The organism is Psychrobacillus psychrotolerans (genome assembly GCF_900115805.1).
Taxonomy (GTDB): Bacteria; Bacillota; Bacilli; order Bacillales_A; family Planococcaceae; genus Psychrobacillus; species Psychrobacillus psychrotolerans.
Genome location: NZ_FOXU01000007.1, coordinates 1 through 14854 on the forward strand (window position 1 = coordinate 1; position 14854 = coordinate 14854).

Genomic DNA, 14854 nt, shown 5'->3' on the forward strand with positions numbered 1-14854 from the left:
CCGTCTTTTAACATCTCCCCATGTGAGGAAATGGATTATTCGGTATTAGCCCCGGTTTCCCGGAGTTATCCCAATCTACAGGGCAGGTTGCCCACGTGTTACTCACCCGTCCGCCGCTAAATCAGAAGAAGCAAGCTTCTTCGTCATTCGCTCGACTTGCATGTATTAGGCATGCCGCCAGCGTTCGTCCTGAGCCAGGATCAAACTCTCCATAATAGTTCACTTTCAGTATGCAGAGCAAATTGAAAGCGAACAAATTAGAACTAGTTTAAAAGCTCATTTTGTTTTGCTGGCATCATCATTAAATGATGTCCAAAATTGTTTTGCTATCATCCTAACAAGTTAGTTGAAAGCTATGTTTCTTAACGTTTTGCATGTTCAGTTTTCAATGTTCATGTTGTTTAAGTGTCGTCTTGTTTCAGCGACCTTTGTATCTTAACATCTTTTTAACATTAATGTCAACACTAAATCATAAAATTAATTAAAACGATTTGAAAAGGTGTGTGTCCCTTGAAAAAATTAGCTGTATTAGTTGGTTTAGTAATAGTTTTAGGATTGGTTTTATTTAATGTACCAAAACAAATGCCATCGCTGCTCCCTGTTTTTCAGCTCACAGAAAAACCTGCTGTTATTTCAAAAGGTTCGTACGGCAATACAATTACAATAGATTTAACTTTTGGAAGGGATGACGTAGAAAAGTTTGTAACCGAATTACAAGCTCCTTATCCACATTTTTTTATAAGTATCGAATGGATTGAGCGATCTGAGGAAATTATAGAAGTAATGAAAGATAAAAATATACCTATCAGCCTCTTAGGCAAAAATGGATCAACTTATATAGAAAATCCCACTTTGTTTAAAAAAGAGGTTAAACAATTCGAACAAGTAATTGGGGAAAAACCACTGTGGTTTAGAACAATCGATTATGAGTTTCCTATTGAATTACAAAAGGACGCGTGGGGACAGGAAGTAAATTTGCTTAGTTCTAGTAAGTACTGGTCCAACAAAGTTCCAAGTTTTGAAAAGGGAGACATTCTATCTATTCCTCTACACCAAAACGAACGAATTGATATTCAACAATTAACAAAGATCGTTCAATCTACAGAAATGATTACCATTGAACAAAATATATTTGGCTTAAAAGTAAAAACTAAAACCTTTCCAAATTAAAAATTAATTAGCACAAAGAAAAAAATAATAATATAAAAGTTGCTCCGACAATCAGTCGGAGCAACTTTTATTAGTTCTTAGCAGATGCTGCTTCTCTTCTTTTCTTTCTTCGTTCTTCTAATTTCAACCGATCCACTTCTGACTGAGCATTATATTTTGGCAAAGCCAGTAATTGGTATGCATTCACAGCAAGAATTGGGAATAATAAAAGTGTAACCCAACTATCGACATTATCTGCTCGTACCATTAATACCGGTAGCCACTCCAAAGTAGAAATGACAATCATAAAAAACAAAGCAGAGATGAGTGCATGCTTTTTCGTTAGATTTGCTTTAACGACTGCTACTACTACTGATGTAATGATTAAGACCGCAAGTAAGATAACGTATAGCCATATTTGAGCAGTAGTTTCTGCATTAGGTCTAAAACGGAACATGATCAAATCAAAAATAACGAATGCAATAATTAATAACTGTACCCAATTCCACAAAGTAAGAGTTCTAAAAATATTTACTCCCATTTGGTGAACGGTTAGATAGGCAAAGAAACCCATTTGAGCAATTACACTTATTGTAAAGCCCATTACTACCATAAAGGCAAAGGCAGCAAAGAATTCACTCCATTGTCCCGCTTCAAAATATACGGAAAAAGCATCATCCCAACGTATAAATAAACCAAAAATACCTGTGATTAAACCACCAATTAACAAGGCATTTAGAAAGAATTTGAACCAATTTCTAATAGTCACTGCAATATTTCCTCCATCTTTTCTATTTCCTTTATAAAGTGTAACAAGCCTTTTAGGAAAAATCTATTTCTTCCTACTGACTATACATATTTCCAAACCAAATGTGAACAATAATCGAAAGGATGGTGAACGGATATATGAAATACTTCGCACTATTATTAATGAGTATTGGATTTCTTGCTAGTTGTAGTTCTCCCGCTGCTCAGCCTTCTTATGAAGAAAACAAAAAAATGTTCATCGATGCTCTACAGACAGAGGATGGTAAAAAAGCGATTCGCACATTATTATCAGATCCTCAATTTAAGGAACTACTTGTATTGGACAGCGAACAAGTGAAAACTTCGGTGGAAGAAACGATGCTTTCAAAAGAAGCAGAGGACTTTTGGAAGGAAGTTTATTCGGACCCCAAATTTTCAGAAACAATGGCTAAGAGTATGGTTAAGCAACAAGAGGAATTGATGAAAGCCTTAATGAAGGACCCTACTTATTTAAAGGACTTAGAAAGCTTTTTTGGTTCAGCAGAGATGAAAAAAGAATTAGGAAAAGTATTGGAATCCAGCGATATGAGAAAAGAAATACAAAAAGTAGTGGAAGAAACTATTCAAAGCCCATTGCTACAAGCTAAATGGCAAAAACTAGTCGAGGAAGCTGGAGGTAAATCTGAAAAAGGTGGAGCTGAAGGAGGAGGAGGAGAATCAGGGTCCTCTGAAGAAGATAAGAAAAAAGAAGAAGAAAAATAAGGCCGCTCCACTAAGGAAACGGCCTCTTTTTTATGCTTTTTCAATAACTTTTTGTGCAATTTCCAGATAGATTTTCCCTGTATTATGTGTTTCATCATAAACGGATGGAGCAAAATCAATGTCGTTCCAGTCCGGTTGCCCTAAAGGTAGTTGCCCAAGTAATTCAGTACGAAGCTCATCGGCAAGCTTTGGACCTCCACCTTTACCAAACACAAATTCTTTTTCCCCTGTAGATTTAGACTCATACCATGACATATTCTCTATTACACCGAGAATTTCATGGTCTGTTTGAAGAGCCATTGCCCCTGCTCTAGCGGCAACGAATGCAGCTGTCGGATGTGGTGTAGTTACGACGATCTCTTTTGATGTAGGTAGCATTTGGTGAATATCTAAAGCCACATCTCCAGTACCTGGTGGTAAGTCTAGTAGAAGAAAGTCTAACTCTCCCCATTCAACATCTTTGAAGAACTGGTCCAGTACTTTTCCAAGCATAGGCCCTCTCCATACTACTGGTGTATTATTCTCTACAAAGAAGCCCATAGAGATTACTTTAACGCCTTTGCGTTCTACCGGAATGATCCGATCTTCAATGATTTGCGGGATATCTTTTACGCCCATCATATCTGGTACACTGAATCCATAAATATCCGCGTCTACAAGCCCTACTTTTTTACCTAATCGAGCAAGTGCCACAGCTAAGTTAACGGATACGGTAGATTTACCTACGCCACCTTTACCAGAAGCTATAGAAATAATTTTAACTTTGCTGTTTGGAGAAAGAATGTTTTCATTATCACTTTCTTTTGTTTTCCCTCGGAATTGTTCCAGTACCTCTTTAGGTAATTCCTCAAAACGAATACCTACTGTTGCTGCTCCAGCTTCTTTTAAAACTTCCACAACTTTTCCTTGTAGTTGCATTTGTTCAGCAGAATTTATTTTAGCTATAGCTAACTTTACACTTACATGATTTTTTTCTTCTTTAATTGACACTTCGGATATCCCGTTTGTTTCTTCTAATGTTCTATGTAAAAACGGGTCGTTTAATGCTCCTAGCAATGTACGAACTTGTTGCTCATTAATCATCTGTAGACACTCCCCTTAAGTTTAACTATTCGCCTCATAGTATACCATAATAGAGTGTCTACAATACGCTACTTTGTCTTAGTAAATATTATCCTCAACAAATTGAACTACACCTTCAGATATAGCTTCCACCATTTGCTTTTGATACTTTTCAGACTTTAGTAATTCCCGCTCTTCGTTATTACTTAAAAAACCAGTCTCTACTAATACTGCTGGTGCATTTGCTTTCTTCAAAATATATACCTGCTTAATCGCTAGTGCTTCTCGTTCTGTGTTTCCAATCTTTTCTCTAATAGAACCTTGGATAGATTTAGCTAATAATTCGCCACCCGCGTGCCCTTCCGCATGATAAAAGACTTGAGCACCTCTCCATCTTTCCTCTGGAACTGCGTTCACGTGCAAACTTATGACTATGTCCGCCTCTGAGTTATTCATAATTTCTTCACGTAACAATAGGTCGGCAACCTTTCTAGCTCTCGTAGTCGGAAAATCTTCATCCGGCTTGTGCTCAGCTATAGCATCACCTTCTTTGCTGCGCGTCATAATTACTGTTGCACCCTGTGACTTTAACTTTTTCTCTAGCTTCAATGACATAGCGAGTGTTATATCTCGCTCAACTGTATCCCCGTTACTAGCCCCACCATCAATTCCCCCATGCCCTGGATCAATGACAATTCTTACTCCACTCATAGGTTCAGGCAAGAAGAAACCAATATCACTCGCTTTTGTTCCATACACAACTGCAAGAAGGGATATCAAAAACAAAACCAAGATAATTAGCCATTTTTTCAGGTTCATCGCTCCTTTTTCACTCATTATACGTACAAAGGACAAATAGTATGATTAGAATTGTCCACGTATTTTTGAACTATAATAGAACGATGGGATTGCCAGTAAAGTAACTACTGAAATGATGAAAAAGACTAAAGCACCGCTGCTCATCGTATCTAACAGTACTCCACCTAGGCTCGGACCCACTATTCGACCGACAGACTTTACACCGGAAAGAGCGAAGTAAGTCCCCTTCTCCTGATCCTCACACATTCCATCCAAATGGATATCGACCATGGTAAATACTAATACTTCGCCAGCAGTAAAAATAACCATCGCGGCTATCAACCATATAATTGAATCACTTTGCCCAAAGAAAAATAATCCCATAGACAATAACCCACTTCCAATCATTAAGGAAGTAGTGGTGCTTATCAATTCTCCAAGCTTGTAAACGAAGTACTGAATGACTAATACAGTAATAGCATTTGTAGTTATGAGCCAAGCATAATATTGTATCGCTAGTTCATGGTGAAAGGACTTCCCTAAGTATTGACTAAAAGTGGAGTCAAACTGACTATATCCGAAGCTAATAAATATCAATGCCAACACAAAAATTAAAAAACTAGTATCCTTTTTAAAAACATGAAACGAATGAAATATTGACGGTTTCGTTGTGCTGATCGGATTCAGTTTCAACGGGTACCTTTTAAATATAATGATGAAGATCAATATATTAAGTAAGAAAATAAAACCGACAATAAAAAATAAGTTCGCCATTCCATACTGTTGAAAGTATACAGAAGTAAGCGGTGCAATTGCCGCAGATATATTAATCAAAAAGTAACGGATATTAAATATTAACCGTCGATTTGCCGGCTCTGTATATAAACTCAGTAATACTCGATAAGTAGGCTCCACCACCGCTTGACTTACTCCAAGCAAAGCAGCAAATGCGATAAACCCTGAATAATGCTCGATGAAAGGGAAATAAAAATAACAGATTAAATATCCAATAAGCCCAATAATAATGACTTTGTTTTTCGGATACTTATCAATATATGGTCCTACAAAAAAACTCATTACCAAATTGGATAGAGCCAAAGTCGATATAATCGTTCCAATTTGCATGCCCGAGTAGTGGAATTCGTCGAGCAGAAAAAGCGTTAAATAAGGCAACACTAAAAACGTTCCAAAACGAGCAATAAAAATACTAACAAGAATTGTGCTCGTGACAATATTAAATTTGCTTCTCATACATTTCCTCTTTTTCTTTCTATATCATTACTTTTTTTGATATGTATACACACTAACTTCTTTACCCTTTAAGATTACTTCTTTCTCTAAATGCATTCCATTTTTGTTGGCTATAAGGATAGACCTGGTGTTTTCTGGCTGAATAAGAGAGATTAGACGTGTTAAACCTAACTGTTCAATTCCTCTGTTAAGTAGAGCACTTGCTGCTTCTATTGCGTAACCATTTCCCCAAAATTCTTTAGCGATCCAATAGCCAATTTCTAGTTCATCTTCTCCATCAATTTGTTGTGGTATTATTCCCGCATGTCCCACTGGAACTCCATCTTTTTTACGAATTAGTAGCTTTAAGCCATACTCTCCATTCTTCTTGTAGTGACTTTGAATTCTTTCTAAAAAGGCATGTGATTCTTCTCTATTCCGCGTATTGCCATTCCCTATATACTTCATCATCTGGGAATCGCTTAACATCGAATATAAAAAGTCCATGTCCCCTTGCTCATATAGACGAAAAATTAATCTTTGTGAGGTAAACTCCATATACTCCTCTCCTTCATAGGTATTATTGTTTTTAAATATACACCTCTCAAAATATACACACAATCACTTTTTAAACAATTGGACAATCATCTATTTTCCCTAAAGACTAATAAAAAAAAGCACTCCCCGAGAAATCTCGAGAAGTGCTTTGAACTGATAATATAATATTAACGTTTTGAGAACTGAGGTGCACGACGAGCGCCTTTAAGTCCTGGTTTTTTACGTTCTTTCATACGTGGATCACGTGTTAAGAATCCTGCTGATTTCAATGCTGGACGGAAATCAGGATCTACTGTAAGTAGTGCACGTGCAATACCATGACGGATTGCTCCTGCTTGTCCTGTGAATCCACCACCGTTAACGTTTACGTGTACATCGTAGCTACCTAAAGTTTGAGTAGTTACTAATGGTTGTTTAATAATTTCACGTAAAGTTTCGTATGGTACGTAGTCTTCTACGTCACGTTTGTTGATAACGATATTTCCTTCGCCCGGTACTAAACGTACACGTGCTACTGAACTTTTACGGCGACCAGTGCCGATATATTGAACTTGTGCCAAGTGAATGTCCTCCTCTTAATTATTATCCGCGAAGCTCATATGCTTCTGGTTTTTGTGCTGCATGTGGGTGTTCTGCTCCAGTGTATACATGAAGCTTGCTGAACGTTTGACGACCTAAAGAGTTTTTAGGAAGCATTCCTTTAATAGCTAGCTCAAGCATTTTTGTTGGGTACTTAGTACGCATTTCTAAAGCTGTACGTTGTTTAAGTCCACCAGAGAATTGAGTGTGACGGTAGTAAATTTTGTCATTTAGCTTGTTCCCAGTTAAATGAATTTTTTCTGCATTAAGAATGATCACATGATCACCTGTGTCAACATTCGGTGTGAATGTTGGTTTGTTTTTTCCACGTAAAATAGCTGCAACTTCTGAAGCTAGACGACCAAGTGTTTGGCCTTCAGCGTCTACTACTAACCATTTACGTTCTACTTCGTGACCCTTAGCCATGAATGTTGTACGCATGTATTTTGTCCTCCTAATTCAATCATAATCGATCTAAAATTTTCTATATCCTCATACCAATAAGTTTCGGGGCTTATATTGTGGGGTTAAGAAATACCATACATCATCATACCCCGGAAACAACAATTAGTCAAGCGTTTTTCGTAAAACACCTGGTGATGTTGTTTCATCCACCATACGCTACTTTTTCAAGGTATAAACCGTGTGCTGGCGCGGTTTTCCCTGCTTCCTTTCTGTCACACGATGAGAGGATCTTGGAAATACTCTCCACACTTTTTTTTTGAATGCCAACTTCCCATAATGTACCCGCAATTATACGCACCATATTATATAAAAACCCACTTCCACTAATGACCATTTGAAGTTGTTGAGTTTCTTTTTTCACTTCAAAGTTAATAGAGTAAATAGTTCTCACAAAGTCATTTACATTCGTCTTCGCTGCACAAAAACTTGAAAAATCATGGGTTCCCAGTAAATGTTGAGCTGCTTCCTGCATCAATGCAATATCTGGTTTGTAACGATCTGCATGGACGGAAAAATCACGCTCAAAAGGACTATGTATTTCACTAAGTGACCATATATAACGATACGTTTTTCCAACAGCATGGTATCTGGCATGAAAATCATCCGATACTTGCTCAATCGACAAAATACGAATATCTCTAGGAAGTTGAACATTCAAAGCAGTGCTCCAACGATCTACCGGAAATGTTAGTGGACTATCAAAGTGAATAACTTGTCCTGTTGCATGAACACCAGCATCTGTTCTTCCACTCGCAACTATTTTCACAACTGTGCCTTTATGAATCGTTTCTAAGACACGCTCTATTTCTAATTGAACAGTCCGTTTCCCTGGTTGAATTTGATAACCAGAAAACTGACTTCCATCATAACTAATAATCGCTCGAAGTCTCATCCTACCCCCTCCTCATCAGTTTCTAAAGTAAACCAGTATTACAGCTAGTACGACGAGCGTAAGGAGGGTTAGCGTGTCTCTGAGTGCCCATTCTAGCTTCCGGTATCTCGTGCGACCTTCGCCCCCTCTATACCCTCTTACTTCCATCGCTGTTGCTAAGTCTTCTGCTCGCTTAAAAGCACTAACAAACAACGGGATAAGAAGTGGTACAATTGCATTCATTCTTTCCTTCATATTCCCCGTTGTCATATCAGATCCTCTAGCCATTTGTGCTTTCATAATCTTATCCGTCTCATCCATTAAAGTTGGAATAAATCTTAACGAAATAGACATCATAAGTGCCAATTCATGTACAGGTAATTTCCATTTTTTTAATGGATTCAACAAGATTTCTAATGCATCTGTTATCGAAATAGGTGTAGTAGTTAATGTGAGAATTGATGTTAAAATAACGAGTACGGTAAAGCGAATTGAGATGAATATCCCTTGCTTCAAGCCTTCCTCATAAATTTTGATAAACTTCCAATCCAATATAATTGGACCTTCTCGAGTGAAAAACAAATGCAATAAAAACGTAAATATAATTAAAAAAACGACCGGTTTTAACCCATTAATCAAAAAATATAGTCTAATTTTCGATAGTTTAATGATAAGAAAAGTAAACACCAATAAGATCCCGTAGGTAATCCAGTTATTTGCAATGAAGACAACCATAATAAAGAAAAATACAAATAATAACTTTGCACGAGCGTCTAAACGGTGTATAAAAGAATCCCCCGGAATATAGCGACCAAATATCATTTTCTCTAGCATTAGATTTCACGCTCCTTTTTCAACAGGCGTGCAAGTTCCTCTGCTAAGGCCTCTTCCGTTAAACAAAGACTTGGCAGTTTTTTGTTCATCATCTCTTCTAGTTTCTTTTGAAACTTAATAGATTGAGGTAATTCTAAACGATAATCCATTAAACGATCCTCATCAGAGAATATCTCTTTTGGTATTCCTTGCAGCACACATCGACCATTATGCATAATTGCAATTCGATCTGCATATCTTGCCGCATCTTCCATGCTATGCGTTACAAGAATAGTCGTTAAGCCTTTTTCTATATGGAGTTTATAAAACAGGTCCATAATTTCTTTCCGACCTCTTGGATCAAGCCCAGCTGTCGGTTCATCTAATACTAATACTTCCGGATTCATCGCAAGGACTCCCGCAATAGCAACTCTTCGCATTTGCCCACCAGAGAGGTCAAAGGGTGACTTTTCCATTACCTCTTCAGGCAACCCAAGTAACCTCACTAATTCAATAGCACGTTGTCTTGCTTCCTCTTCTGGCACCCCAAAGTTCATAGGTCCAAACATAATATCCTTTAAAACTGTTTCATCAAATAATTGATGCTCGGGAAATTGAAAGACTATCCCTACCTTTTGTCTAATTTCTCTTAGTTTTTTGTTCTTTTTACCTGCCACAACTTCCGTGCCACCTATACAAATAACACCTTCTGTAGGCTTCAGCAAAGCATTTAAATGCTGTAGCACTGTAGACTTCCCTGAGCCTGTATGACCAATGATAGCTTGATAAGAACCTGAGGGAATTAGTAAATCTACATCGTATAAAGCTCTTTTTTCAAATGGTGTATCTTTGGCATACGCATAACTTACTTGTTGAAGTGAGATGTCCATAAATCATTCACCAACTCTTCTTCTGACATATGGTCTGCTACAAGTTGCACACCTTGCGCTCGCAGTAGCCTAGACATATTCATTGCAAAAGGAAGATCCAATCCTAAATCGATTAGCTCCTGCCCTCTTTCAAATACCTCATGTGGTGACCCTGTTGCATATTTCTCTCCCTGGTTCATAACAATTACACGATCAGCGAGAAGTGCTTCTTCTAAATCATGTGTGATAGAGATTACTGTTAGATCAGTTTCTTTCCTTAACTCGTGCACTGTCTGAAGTACCTCTTCTCTCCCCTGAGGATCTAACATAGAAGTTGCCTCGTCTAACAGCAAAATACTTGGTTGAAGCGCGATAGCTCCCGCAATGGCAACTCTTTGCTTCTGTCCACCAGAGAGATGGTGCGGCTCACTATTCATAAAGTCACTCATTTTCACTTTTGCTAATGAAGCATGTACTCGTTCCACCATTTCCTCAAAGGGGATGCCGTTATTTTCTAACGCAAATGCAACATCATCTTGAACTGTTGCTCCTACAAACTGGTTATCTGGATTTTGAAATACCATTCCCATTTTAGAGCGTGTGTCCCATAAATTATGTTCGTTTAATGGTTCTCCAAATATCCGTACTGTTCCCGTCTGAGGAAATAGAAGACCATTCATTAATCGTGCTAATGTCGATTTGCCAGACCCATTATGGCCAACAATCGCCACCCATTCACCTTCATTAATAGTATAAGAGACATTCTGTATAGCTGGGCGTATACCGATATCTTCCTCTGCATATGTAAAAGTAACTTCCTGTAAAGAAATAATTTCGCGTTTCATCCTTTACCTCCTCTGCTCAACTCAGCTGTGCTAATAGTTTACAACATTTTACGATAAATTAAAAAAGCGCGCACCTCATTTTGAGAAATGCTCTCTTCTATAACTTATTTCTTGATTGGTTGCTCAAGACCAACCAGAAAATGAGGTGCGTAGAGCTAGACGAGACGCCACTTCTTAAAATTCAAAAAATTTCATAAGCCCGCTCATCGTAACACTCTGCTTTTATATTGTCGTATAAATCTGTTTGAAAAAAAGAGGGCGGTAGAAACCCACCAAATACCCTCTTCAATTTGGCAGACGAATAAACGTCTGAAAATTAAATTAAACTAACTCAATTACTACTACTGGTGCTCCGTCTCCGCGACGAGGTCCAGCTTTCATAATACGAGTGTAACCGCCTTGACGATCAGCATAGCGTGGTGCTACATCATCAAACAATTTTTGTAAAGCATAGATTGTTGATTCGTTTCCTTCTTCATCAGTAGAAGTAACGACCTCACGACGAATGTAAGCCGCAGCTTGACGACGAGCGTGTAAATCTCCGCGTTTACCTAAAGTGATCATTTTTTCAACAACAGAACGTAATTCTTTTGCACGTGCTTCAGTAGTTTGAATACGCTCATTAATAATTAGGTCCGTTGTTAAGTCACGTAACATCGCTTTACGTTGAGAACTTGTACGTCCAAGTTTTCTGTAACCCATGGATGTTTCCCTCCTTTGGTGAATAATTCAAGTCTTGCTATATCAAAACCCGTTTAGTCTTCTTTACGTAATCCTAAACCAAGCTCATCTAACTTCGCTCTTACTTCTTCTAAAGATTTACGTCCAAGGTTTCTTACTTTCATCATATCGTCTTCTGACTTGCTTGCAAGCTCAAGTACTGTATTAATACCAGCGCGTTTTAAGCAATTATAAGAACGAACAGAAAGATCAAGTTCTTCAATAGTCATCTCTAAAACTTTTTCTTTTTGATCTTCTTCTTTTTCGACCATGATTTCAGCAGTTTGTGCCTCGTCTGTCATCCCTACAAAAATATTTAAGTGCTCTGTTAAAATTTTCGCTCCAAGAGAAATCGCCTCTTTAGGACCTGTGCTGCCATCTGTCCACACATCAAGTGTAAGCTTATCGAAGTTGGACATTTGCCCAACACGAGTATTTTCCACTTGGAAATTCACGCGTGAAACTGGAGTATAAATAGAGTCGATCGGGATTACGCCGATAGGAAGATCCTCACGTTTGTTTTGAACAGCAGGAGTGTAGCCACGGCCTCGACCTGCGTACATACGCATACGGAAATGACCATTTTTGCTGATTGTAGCAATATAGAGTTCCGGGTTTAAAATTTCTACGTCACTGTCATGTGTAATGTCAGCGGCAGTAATCATTCCCTCACCTTTAACATCAATCTCAATGACTTTTTCCTCGTCAGAGTAGATTTTTAAAGCTAGCTTTTTCACATTCATAATAATAGATGCTACATCTTCCACTACGCCTTCAATAGTTGAAAACTCGTGTAAAACGCCATCAATTTGAATAGAAGTAACTGCAGCTCCTGGTAAAGACGACAGAAGGATGCGTCGTAAAGAATTTCCCAAAGTATTTCCATAGCCACGTTCAAGCGGTTCTACAACAAATTTACCAAACTTGGTATTTTCGCTGATTTCTACACTTTCAATCTTTGGTTTTTCGATTTCGATCATTCCAATTTACCCTCCCTCAAAACATCGAATGTATAGGTTCTTTCCATCATGAATTCGATCGTTAACTGATTGCTGTTAATACAACCTCAGTCTGTACAATAAATGATGTTCTCAAACAAGTTGAGTATCACCTATTAAACGCGACGACGTTTTGGTGGACGGCAACCATTATGTGGTACTGGTGTTACGTCTTTAATTGCTGTAACTTCTAGACCTGCAGCTTGAAGTGCGCGAATTGCCGCTTCACGACCAGCTCCTGGTCCTTTAACTGTTACTTCTAAAGTTTTAATACCATGTTCCATTGAAGTCTTTGCAGCAGCTTCTGCAGCCATTTGTGCAGCGAATGGAGTAGATTTACGAGAACCTCTAAATCCAAGAGCTCCAGCACTTGACCAAGAAAGTGCATTTCCTTGCATGTCTGTGATAGTCACAATTGTGTTGTTAAATGTTGAGCGAATGTGAGCAATACCGGATTCGATATTCTTTTTCACACGACGCTTACGTGTTTGTTGTTTACGTGCCATGTTAAGAAGAAACCTCCTTTACCGATTATTTTTTCTTGTTAGCTACTGTTTTACGTGGACCTTTACGAGTACGTGCATTGTTCTTCGTATTTTGTCCGCGTACTGGTAAGCCTCTACGATGACGGATACCACGGAATGAACCGATTTCCATCAATCGTTTAATGTTTAGTGATACTTCGCGACGAAGGTCACCTTCTACTTTATATACACCGATTTGTTCACGGATTTTGTTTAGTTCGTCTTCTGTAAGATCACGTACACGTGTTTCTTCAGAAATACCAGCTCCCGCTAATACTTTTTGAGAAGTCGTTTTACCAATACCGAAAATGTATGTTAATGCAATAACAACGCGTTTGTCGCGTGGAATGTCAACACCAGCAATACGTGCCATATGTGTCGTGCACCTCCTTCTTATTATCCTTGTCTTTGTTTGTGTTTAGGATTTTCACAGATTACCATTACTTTACCGCGTCGGCGAATTACCTTACATTTTTCGCAGATCGGTTTCACAGATGGTCTCACTTTCATCTAACCTAACCTCCTTAGTAGTCCGGAGTGCAAAAGATTATTATTTAAAACGGTACGTAATACGACCGCGAGTTAAATCGTAAGGAGAAAGTTCAATTGTGACTTTATCTCCAGGTAAAATACGGATGAAATGCATACGAATTTTACCCGATACATGCGCAAGAATCGTATGACCGTTTTCTAATTCTACCTTAAACATCGCGTTTGGCAAAGTCTCAACAACTGTTCCTTCGACTTCAATTACATCATCTTTCGCCATCAACCCTGTCTCCCTTCTATATACAAATCAGGTTCTCATCAATACTCAAACGTAATTTGCTGTTAGTATAGCCTCAATAGGAACGAAACTATTCGTTCAAGCATATGTTTGGAAATCATGAGAGATGTTCGAAAGACACTCGTAAGGTTTCGCTTATAGCAATCCACGGAGTAGACCGTCTCCCTCATGTCAACATGTTCGTACGAATGTGTTGGATGAGTTCCATAGTACCCGTTCGTTACACAGATGCTTCCACGAAACCCATTATACATCGTAAGTATTTTAAATGCACGTGGACAAGGGAGTCCGCGCTTTTGATGCATTCCTTTTCCTCCGAACGTATACCGGGCGCAATATGCTTTTGCAGCTCTCGAAAAAAACATTTTCGTTCTTTGCATACTACCCGGGTATTCAGTCGTCTGCGACAGGCACCGGGCAATTATATGCGGTTGCCCTGTAACAGAGCATCAAGATCAGCGAATACTAGTTTAATATCCTGCTGTCCATCTATATTAGATAAAACACCTTTGTCTTCATAAAAATCAAGCAAAGGTTGTGTTTGCTTCATATTTACTTCCAGACGGTTAGTTACCGTTTCCGGATTATCATCAGCACGTTGATAAAGCTCTCCACCATCTTTGTCACATACCCCATCTTTAGCAGGTGGATTAAAGACTAAATGATAAGCAGTTCCACATTCTTTACAAATGCGGCGACCTGTTAGACGTTTGATTAATTCTTCTTGTTCTACTTGAATATTAAGCACATGCTCAATAGATTTGTCGATATCCGAAAGCAAAGCATCTAGTGCATCTGCTTGTGGAACTGTACGAGGAAATCCATCAAGTAGGAATCCTTTTTCACAGTCTGGTTTACTTAATCTTTCGCGGACAATACCAATCGTTACTTCATCAGGTACCAAGGCACCTTGATCCATAAACGATTTTGCTTTTAAACCTAGTTCCGTACCATCTTTAATAGCTGCACGAAACATATCGCCTGTAGAAATATGAGGGATTGCGTACTTCTCAACAATTTTATCTGCCTGCGTACCTTTACCAGCACCAGGTAAACCCATTAAAACGATATTCATAC

The 14854-nt window shown here is 38.4% G+C and carries 20 protein-coding genes and 1 rRNA gene; 2 read left to right on the forward strand and 19 right to left on the reverse strand.

From position 1 onward, the window contains the following. Positions 1 to 216: ribosomal RNA gene (locus BM260_RS13210) — 16S ribosomal RNA — on the reverse strand; the annotation flags it as partial. Positions 217 to 510: 294 nt separating this feature from the next. Here BM260_RS13210 and BM260_RS13215 point away from each other — a divergent pair. Then, entirely contained in the window at positions 511 to 1170 is a 660-nt protein-coding gene (locus tag BM260_RS13215) for a polysaccharide deacetylase family protein (protein ID WP_093537829.1), read from the forward strand. A 70-nt stretch (positions 1171 to 1240) separates the two neighbouring features. Here BM260_RS13215 and BM260_RS13220 read toward each other — a convergent pair whose 3' ends face one another. After that, a complete protein-coding gene (locus tag BM260_RS13220; RefSeq protein WP_093537830.1) occupies positions 1241 to 1918 on the reverse strand; it encodes a KinB-signaling pathway activation protein in 678 nt (225 codons plus the stop codon). 137 nt (positions 1919 to 2055) lie between these two features. On the opposite strand from BM260_RS13220, the gene gerD reads away from it, so the two are divergent. Further along, entirely contained in the window at positions 2056 to 2658 is a 603-nt protein-coding gene (gene gerD, locus BM260_RS13225) for a spore germination lipoprotein GerD (protein WP_093537831.1), read from the forward strand. 30 nt (positions 2659 to 2688) lie between these two features. On the opposite strand, the gene BM260_RS13230 is transcribed toward gerD, so the two are convergent. The 17 genes from BM260_RS13230 to BM260_RS13310 form a co-directional block, all read right to left on the reverse strand. Next, a complete protein-coding gene (locus tag BM260_RS13230) occupies positions 2689 to 3741 on the reverse strand; it encodes an Mrp/NBP35 family ATP-binding protein (protein ID WP_093537832.1) in 1053 nt (350 codons plus the stop codon). Between the two features lie 78 nt (positions 3742 to 3819). Then, on the reverse strand, positions 3820 to 4533 hold the full coding sequence (locus BM260_RS13235) for an N-acetylmuramoyl-L-alanine amidase (protein ID WP_093538023.1): 714 nt from the start codon (positions 4531 to 4533) through the stop codon (positions 3820 to 3822). Positions 4534 to 4584: 51 nt separating this feature from the next. Continuing rightward, positions 4585 to 5769, reverse strand: a complete 1185-nt coding sequence (locus tag BM260_RS13240) for an MFS transporter (protein ID WP_093537833.1) — start codon at positions 5767 to 5769, stop codon at positions 4585 to 4587. 27 nt (positions 5770 to 5796) lie between these two features. Beyond that, on the reverse strand, positions 5797 to 6306 hold the full coding sequence (locus tag BM260_RS13245) for a GNAT family N-acetyltransferase (RefSeq protein WP_093537834.1): 510 nt from the start codon (positions 6304 to 6306) through the stop codon (positions 5797 to 5799). A 167-nt stretch (positions 6307 to 6473) separates the two neighbouring features. Beyond that, on the reverse strand, positions 6474 to 6866 hold the full coding sequence (rpsI, locus tag BM260_RS13250) for a 30S ribosomal protein S9 (RefSeq protein ID WP_093537835.1): 393 nt from the start codon (positions 6864 to 6866) through the stop codon (positions 6474 to 6476). A gap of 22 nt (positions 6867 to 6888) precedes the next feature. Further along, positions 6889 to 7326 (reverse strand): 50S ribosomal protein L13, encoded by a 438-nt coding sequence (rplM, locus tag BM260_RS13255; protein WP_093537836.1) that lies wholly within the window; start codon positions 7324 to 7326, stop codon positions 6889 to 6891. 166 nt (positions 7327 to 7492) lie between these two features. Further along, entirely contained in the window at positions 7493 to 8242 is a 750-nt protein-coding gene (truA, locus tag BM260_RS13260; RefSeq protein WP_093537837.1) for a tRNA pseudouridine(38-40) synthase TruA, read from the reverse strand. 15 nt (positions 8243 to 8257) lie between these two features. Then, a complete protein-coding gene (locus tag BM260_RS13265) occupies positions 8258 to 9055 on the reverse strand; it encodes an energy-coupling factor transporter transmembrane component T family protein (RefSeq protein ID WP_093537838.1) in 798 nt (265 codons plus the stop codon). Beyond that, positions 9055 to 9924: an energy-coupling factor ABC transporter ATP-binding protein gene (locus tag BM260_RS13270; RefSeq protein ID WP_093537839.1), complete on the reverse strand. Its 870-nt coding sequence runs from the start codon at positions 9922 to 9924 to the stop codon at positions 9055 to 9057. The genes BM260_RS13265 and BM260_RS13270 overlap by 1 nt, the downstream gene beginning before the upstream one ends. Next, positions 9900 to 10748 carry an energy-coupling factor ABC transporter ATP-binding protein gene (locus tag BM260_RS13275; protein ID WP_093537840.1) on the reverse strand — a complete coding sequence of 283 codons (849 nt, stop codon included), beginning with the start codon at positions 10746 to 10748 and terminating at the stop codon, positions 9900 to 9902. The genes BM260_RS13270 and BM260_RS13275 overlap by 25 nt, the downstream gene beginning before the upstream one ends. A 321-nt stretch (positions 10749 to 11069) precedes the next feature. After that, entirely contained in the window at positions 11070 to 11450 is a 381-nt protein-coding gene (gene rplQ / locus BM260_RS13280) for a 50S ribosomal protein L17 (RefSeq protein ID WP_093537841.1), read from the reverse strand. Between the two features lie 53 nt (positions 11451 to 11503). Then, positions 11504 to 12448 (reverse strand): DNA-directed RNA polymerase subunit alpha, encoded by a 945-nt coding sequence (locus BM260_RS13285; RefSeq protein ID WP_093537842.1) that lies wholly within the window; start codon positions 12446 to 12448, stop codon positions 11504 to 11506. A 134-nt stretch (positions 12449 to 12582) separates the two neighbouring features. Further along, entirely contained in the window at positions 12583 to 12972 is a 390-nt protein-coding gene (rpsK, locus tag BM260_RS13290) for a 30S ribosomal protein S11 (RefSeq protein WP_093537843.1), read from the reverse strand. 25 nt (positions 12973 to 12997) lie between these two features. Then, positions 12998 to 13363, reverse strand: coding sequence for a 30S ribosomal protein S13 (gene rpsM, locus BM260_RS13295; protein ID WP_093537844.1), 366 nt, complete (start codon positions 13361 to 13363; stop codon positions 12998 to 13000). 23 nt (positions 13364 to 13386) lie between these two features. Next, a complete protein-coding gene (gene rpmJ, locus BM260_RS13300; protein WP_003247619.1) occupies positions 13387 to 13500 on the reverse strand; it encodes a 50S ribosomal protein L36 in 114 nt (37 codons plus the stop codon). Between the two features lie 40 nt (positions 13501 to 13540). Continuing rightward, on the reverse strand, positions 13541 to 13759 hold the full coding sequence (gene infA, locus BM260_RS13305) for a translation initiation factor IF-1 (RefSeq protein ID WP_016429904.1): 219 nt from the start codon (positions 13757 to 13759) through the stop codon (positions 13541 to 13543). A 439-nt stretch (positions 13760 to 14198) separates the two neighbouring features. Continuing rightward, a complete protein-coding gene (locus tag BM260_RS13310) occupies positions 14199 to 14852 on the reverse strand; it encodes an adenylate kinase (RefSeq protein WP_093537845.1) in 654 nt (217 codons plus the stop codon). Positions 14853 to 14854 lie beyond the last annotated feature (2 nt).

Coding starts and splice junctions, on each gene's coding strand:
- BM260_RS13240 (WP_093537833.1), bottom strand. CDS start 5,769: ATGAGAAGCAAATTTAATATTGTCACGAGCACAATTCTTGTTAGTATT.
- infA (WP_016429904.1), bottom strand. CDS start 13,759: ATGGCGAAAGATGATGTAATTGAAGTCGAAGGAACAGTTGTTGAGACT.
- BM260_RS13285 (WP_093537842.1), bottom strand. CDS start 12,448: ATGATCGAAATCGAAAAACCAAAGATTGAAAGTGTAGAAATCAGCGAA.
- rpsK (WP_093537843.1), bottom strand. CDS start 12,972: ATGGCACGTAAACAACAAACACGTAAGCGTCGTGTGAAAAAGAATATC.
- BM260_RS13230 (WP_093537832.1), bottom strand. CDS start 3,741: ATGATTAATGAGCAACAAGTTCGTACATTGCTAGGAGCATTAAACGAC.
- rpsM (WP_093537844.1), bottom strand. CDS start 13,363: ATGGCACGTATTGCTGGTGTTGACATTCCACGCGACAAACGCGTTGTT.
- rplQ (WP_093537841.1), bottom strand. CDS start 11,450: ATGGGTTACAGAAAACTTGGACGTACAAGTTCTCAACGTAAAGCGATG.
- BM260_RS13310 (WP_093537845.1), bottom strand. CDS start 14,852: ATGAATATCGTTTTAATGGGTTTACCTGGTGCTGGTAAAGGTACGCAG.
- BM260_RS13265 (WP_093537838.1), bottom strand. CDS start 9,055: ATGCTAGAGAAAATGATATTTGGTCGCTATATTCCGGGGGATTCTTTT.
- rpmJ (WP_003247619.1), bottom strand. CDS start 13,500: ATGAAAGTGAGACCATCTGTGAAACCGATCTGCGAAAAATGTAAGGTA.
- BM260_RS13270 (WP_093537839.1), bottom strand. CDS start 9,924: ATGGACATCTCACTTCAACAAGTAAGTTATGCGTATGCCAAAGATACA.
- BM260_RS13275 (WP_093537840.1), bottom strand. CDS start 10,748: ATGAAACGCGAAATTATTTCTTTACAGGAAGTTACTTTTACATATGCA.
- gerD (WP_093537831.1), top strand. CDS start 2,056: ATGAAATACTTCGCACTATTATTAATGAGTATTGGATTTCTTGCTAGT.
- truA (WP_093537837.1), bottom strand. CDS start 8,242: ATGAGACTTCGAGCGATTATTAGTTATGATGGAAGTCAGTTTTCTGGT.
- BM260_RS13245 (WP_093537834.1), bottom strand. CDS start 6,306: ATGGAGTTTACCTCACAAAGATTAATTTTTCGTCTATATGAGCAAGGG.
- rplM (WP_093537836.1), bottom strand. CDS start 7,326: ATGCGTACAACATTCATGGCTAAGGGTCACGAAGTAGAACGTAAATGG.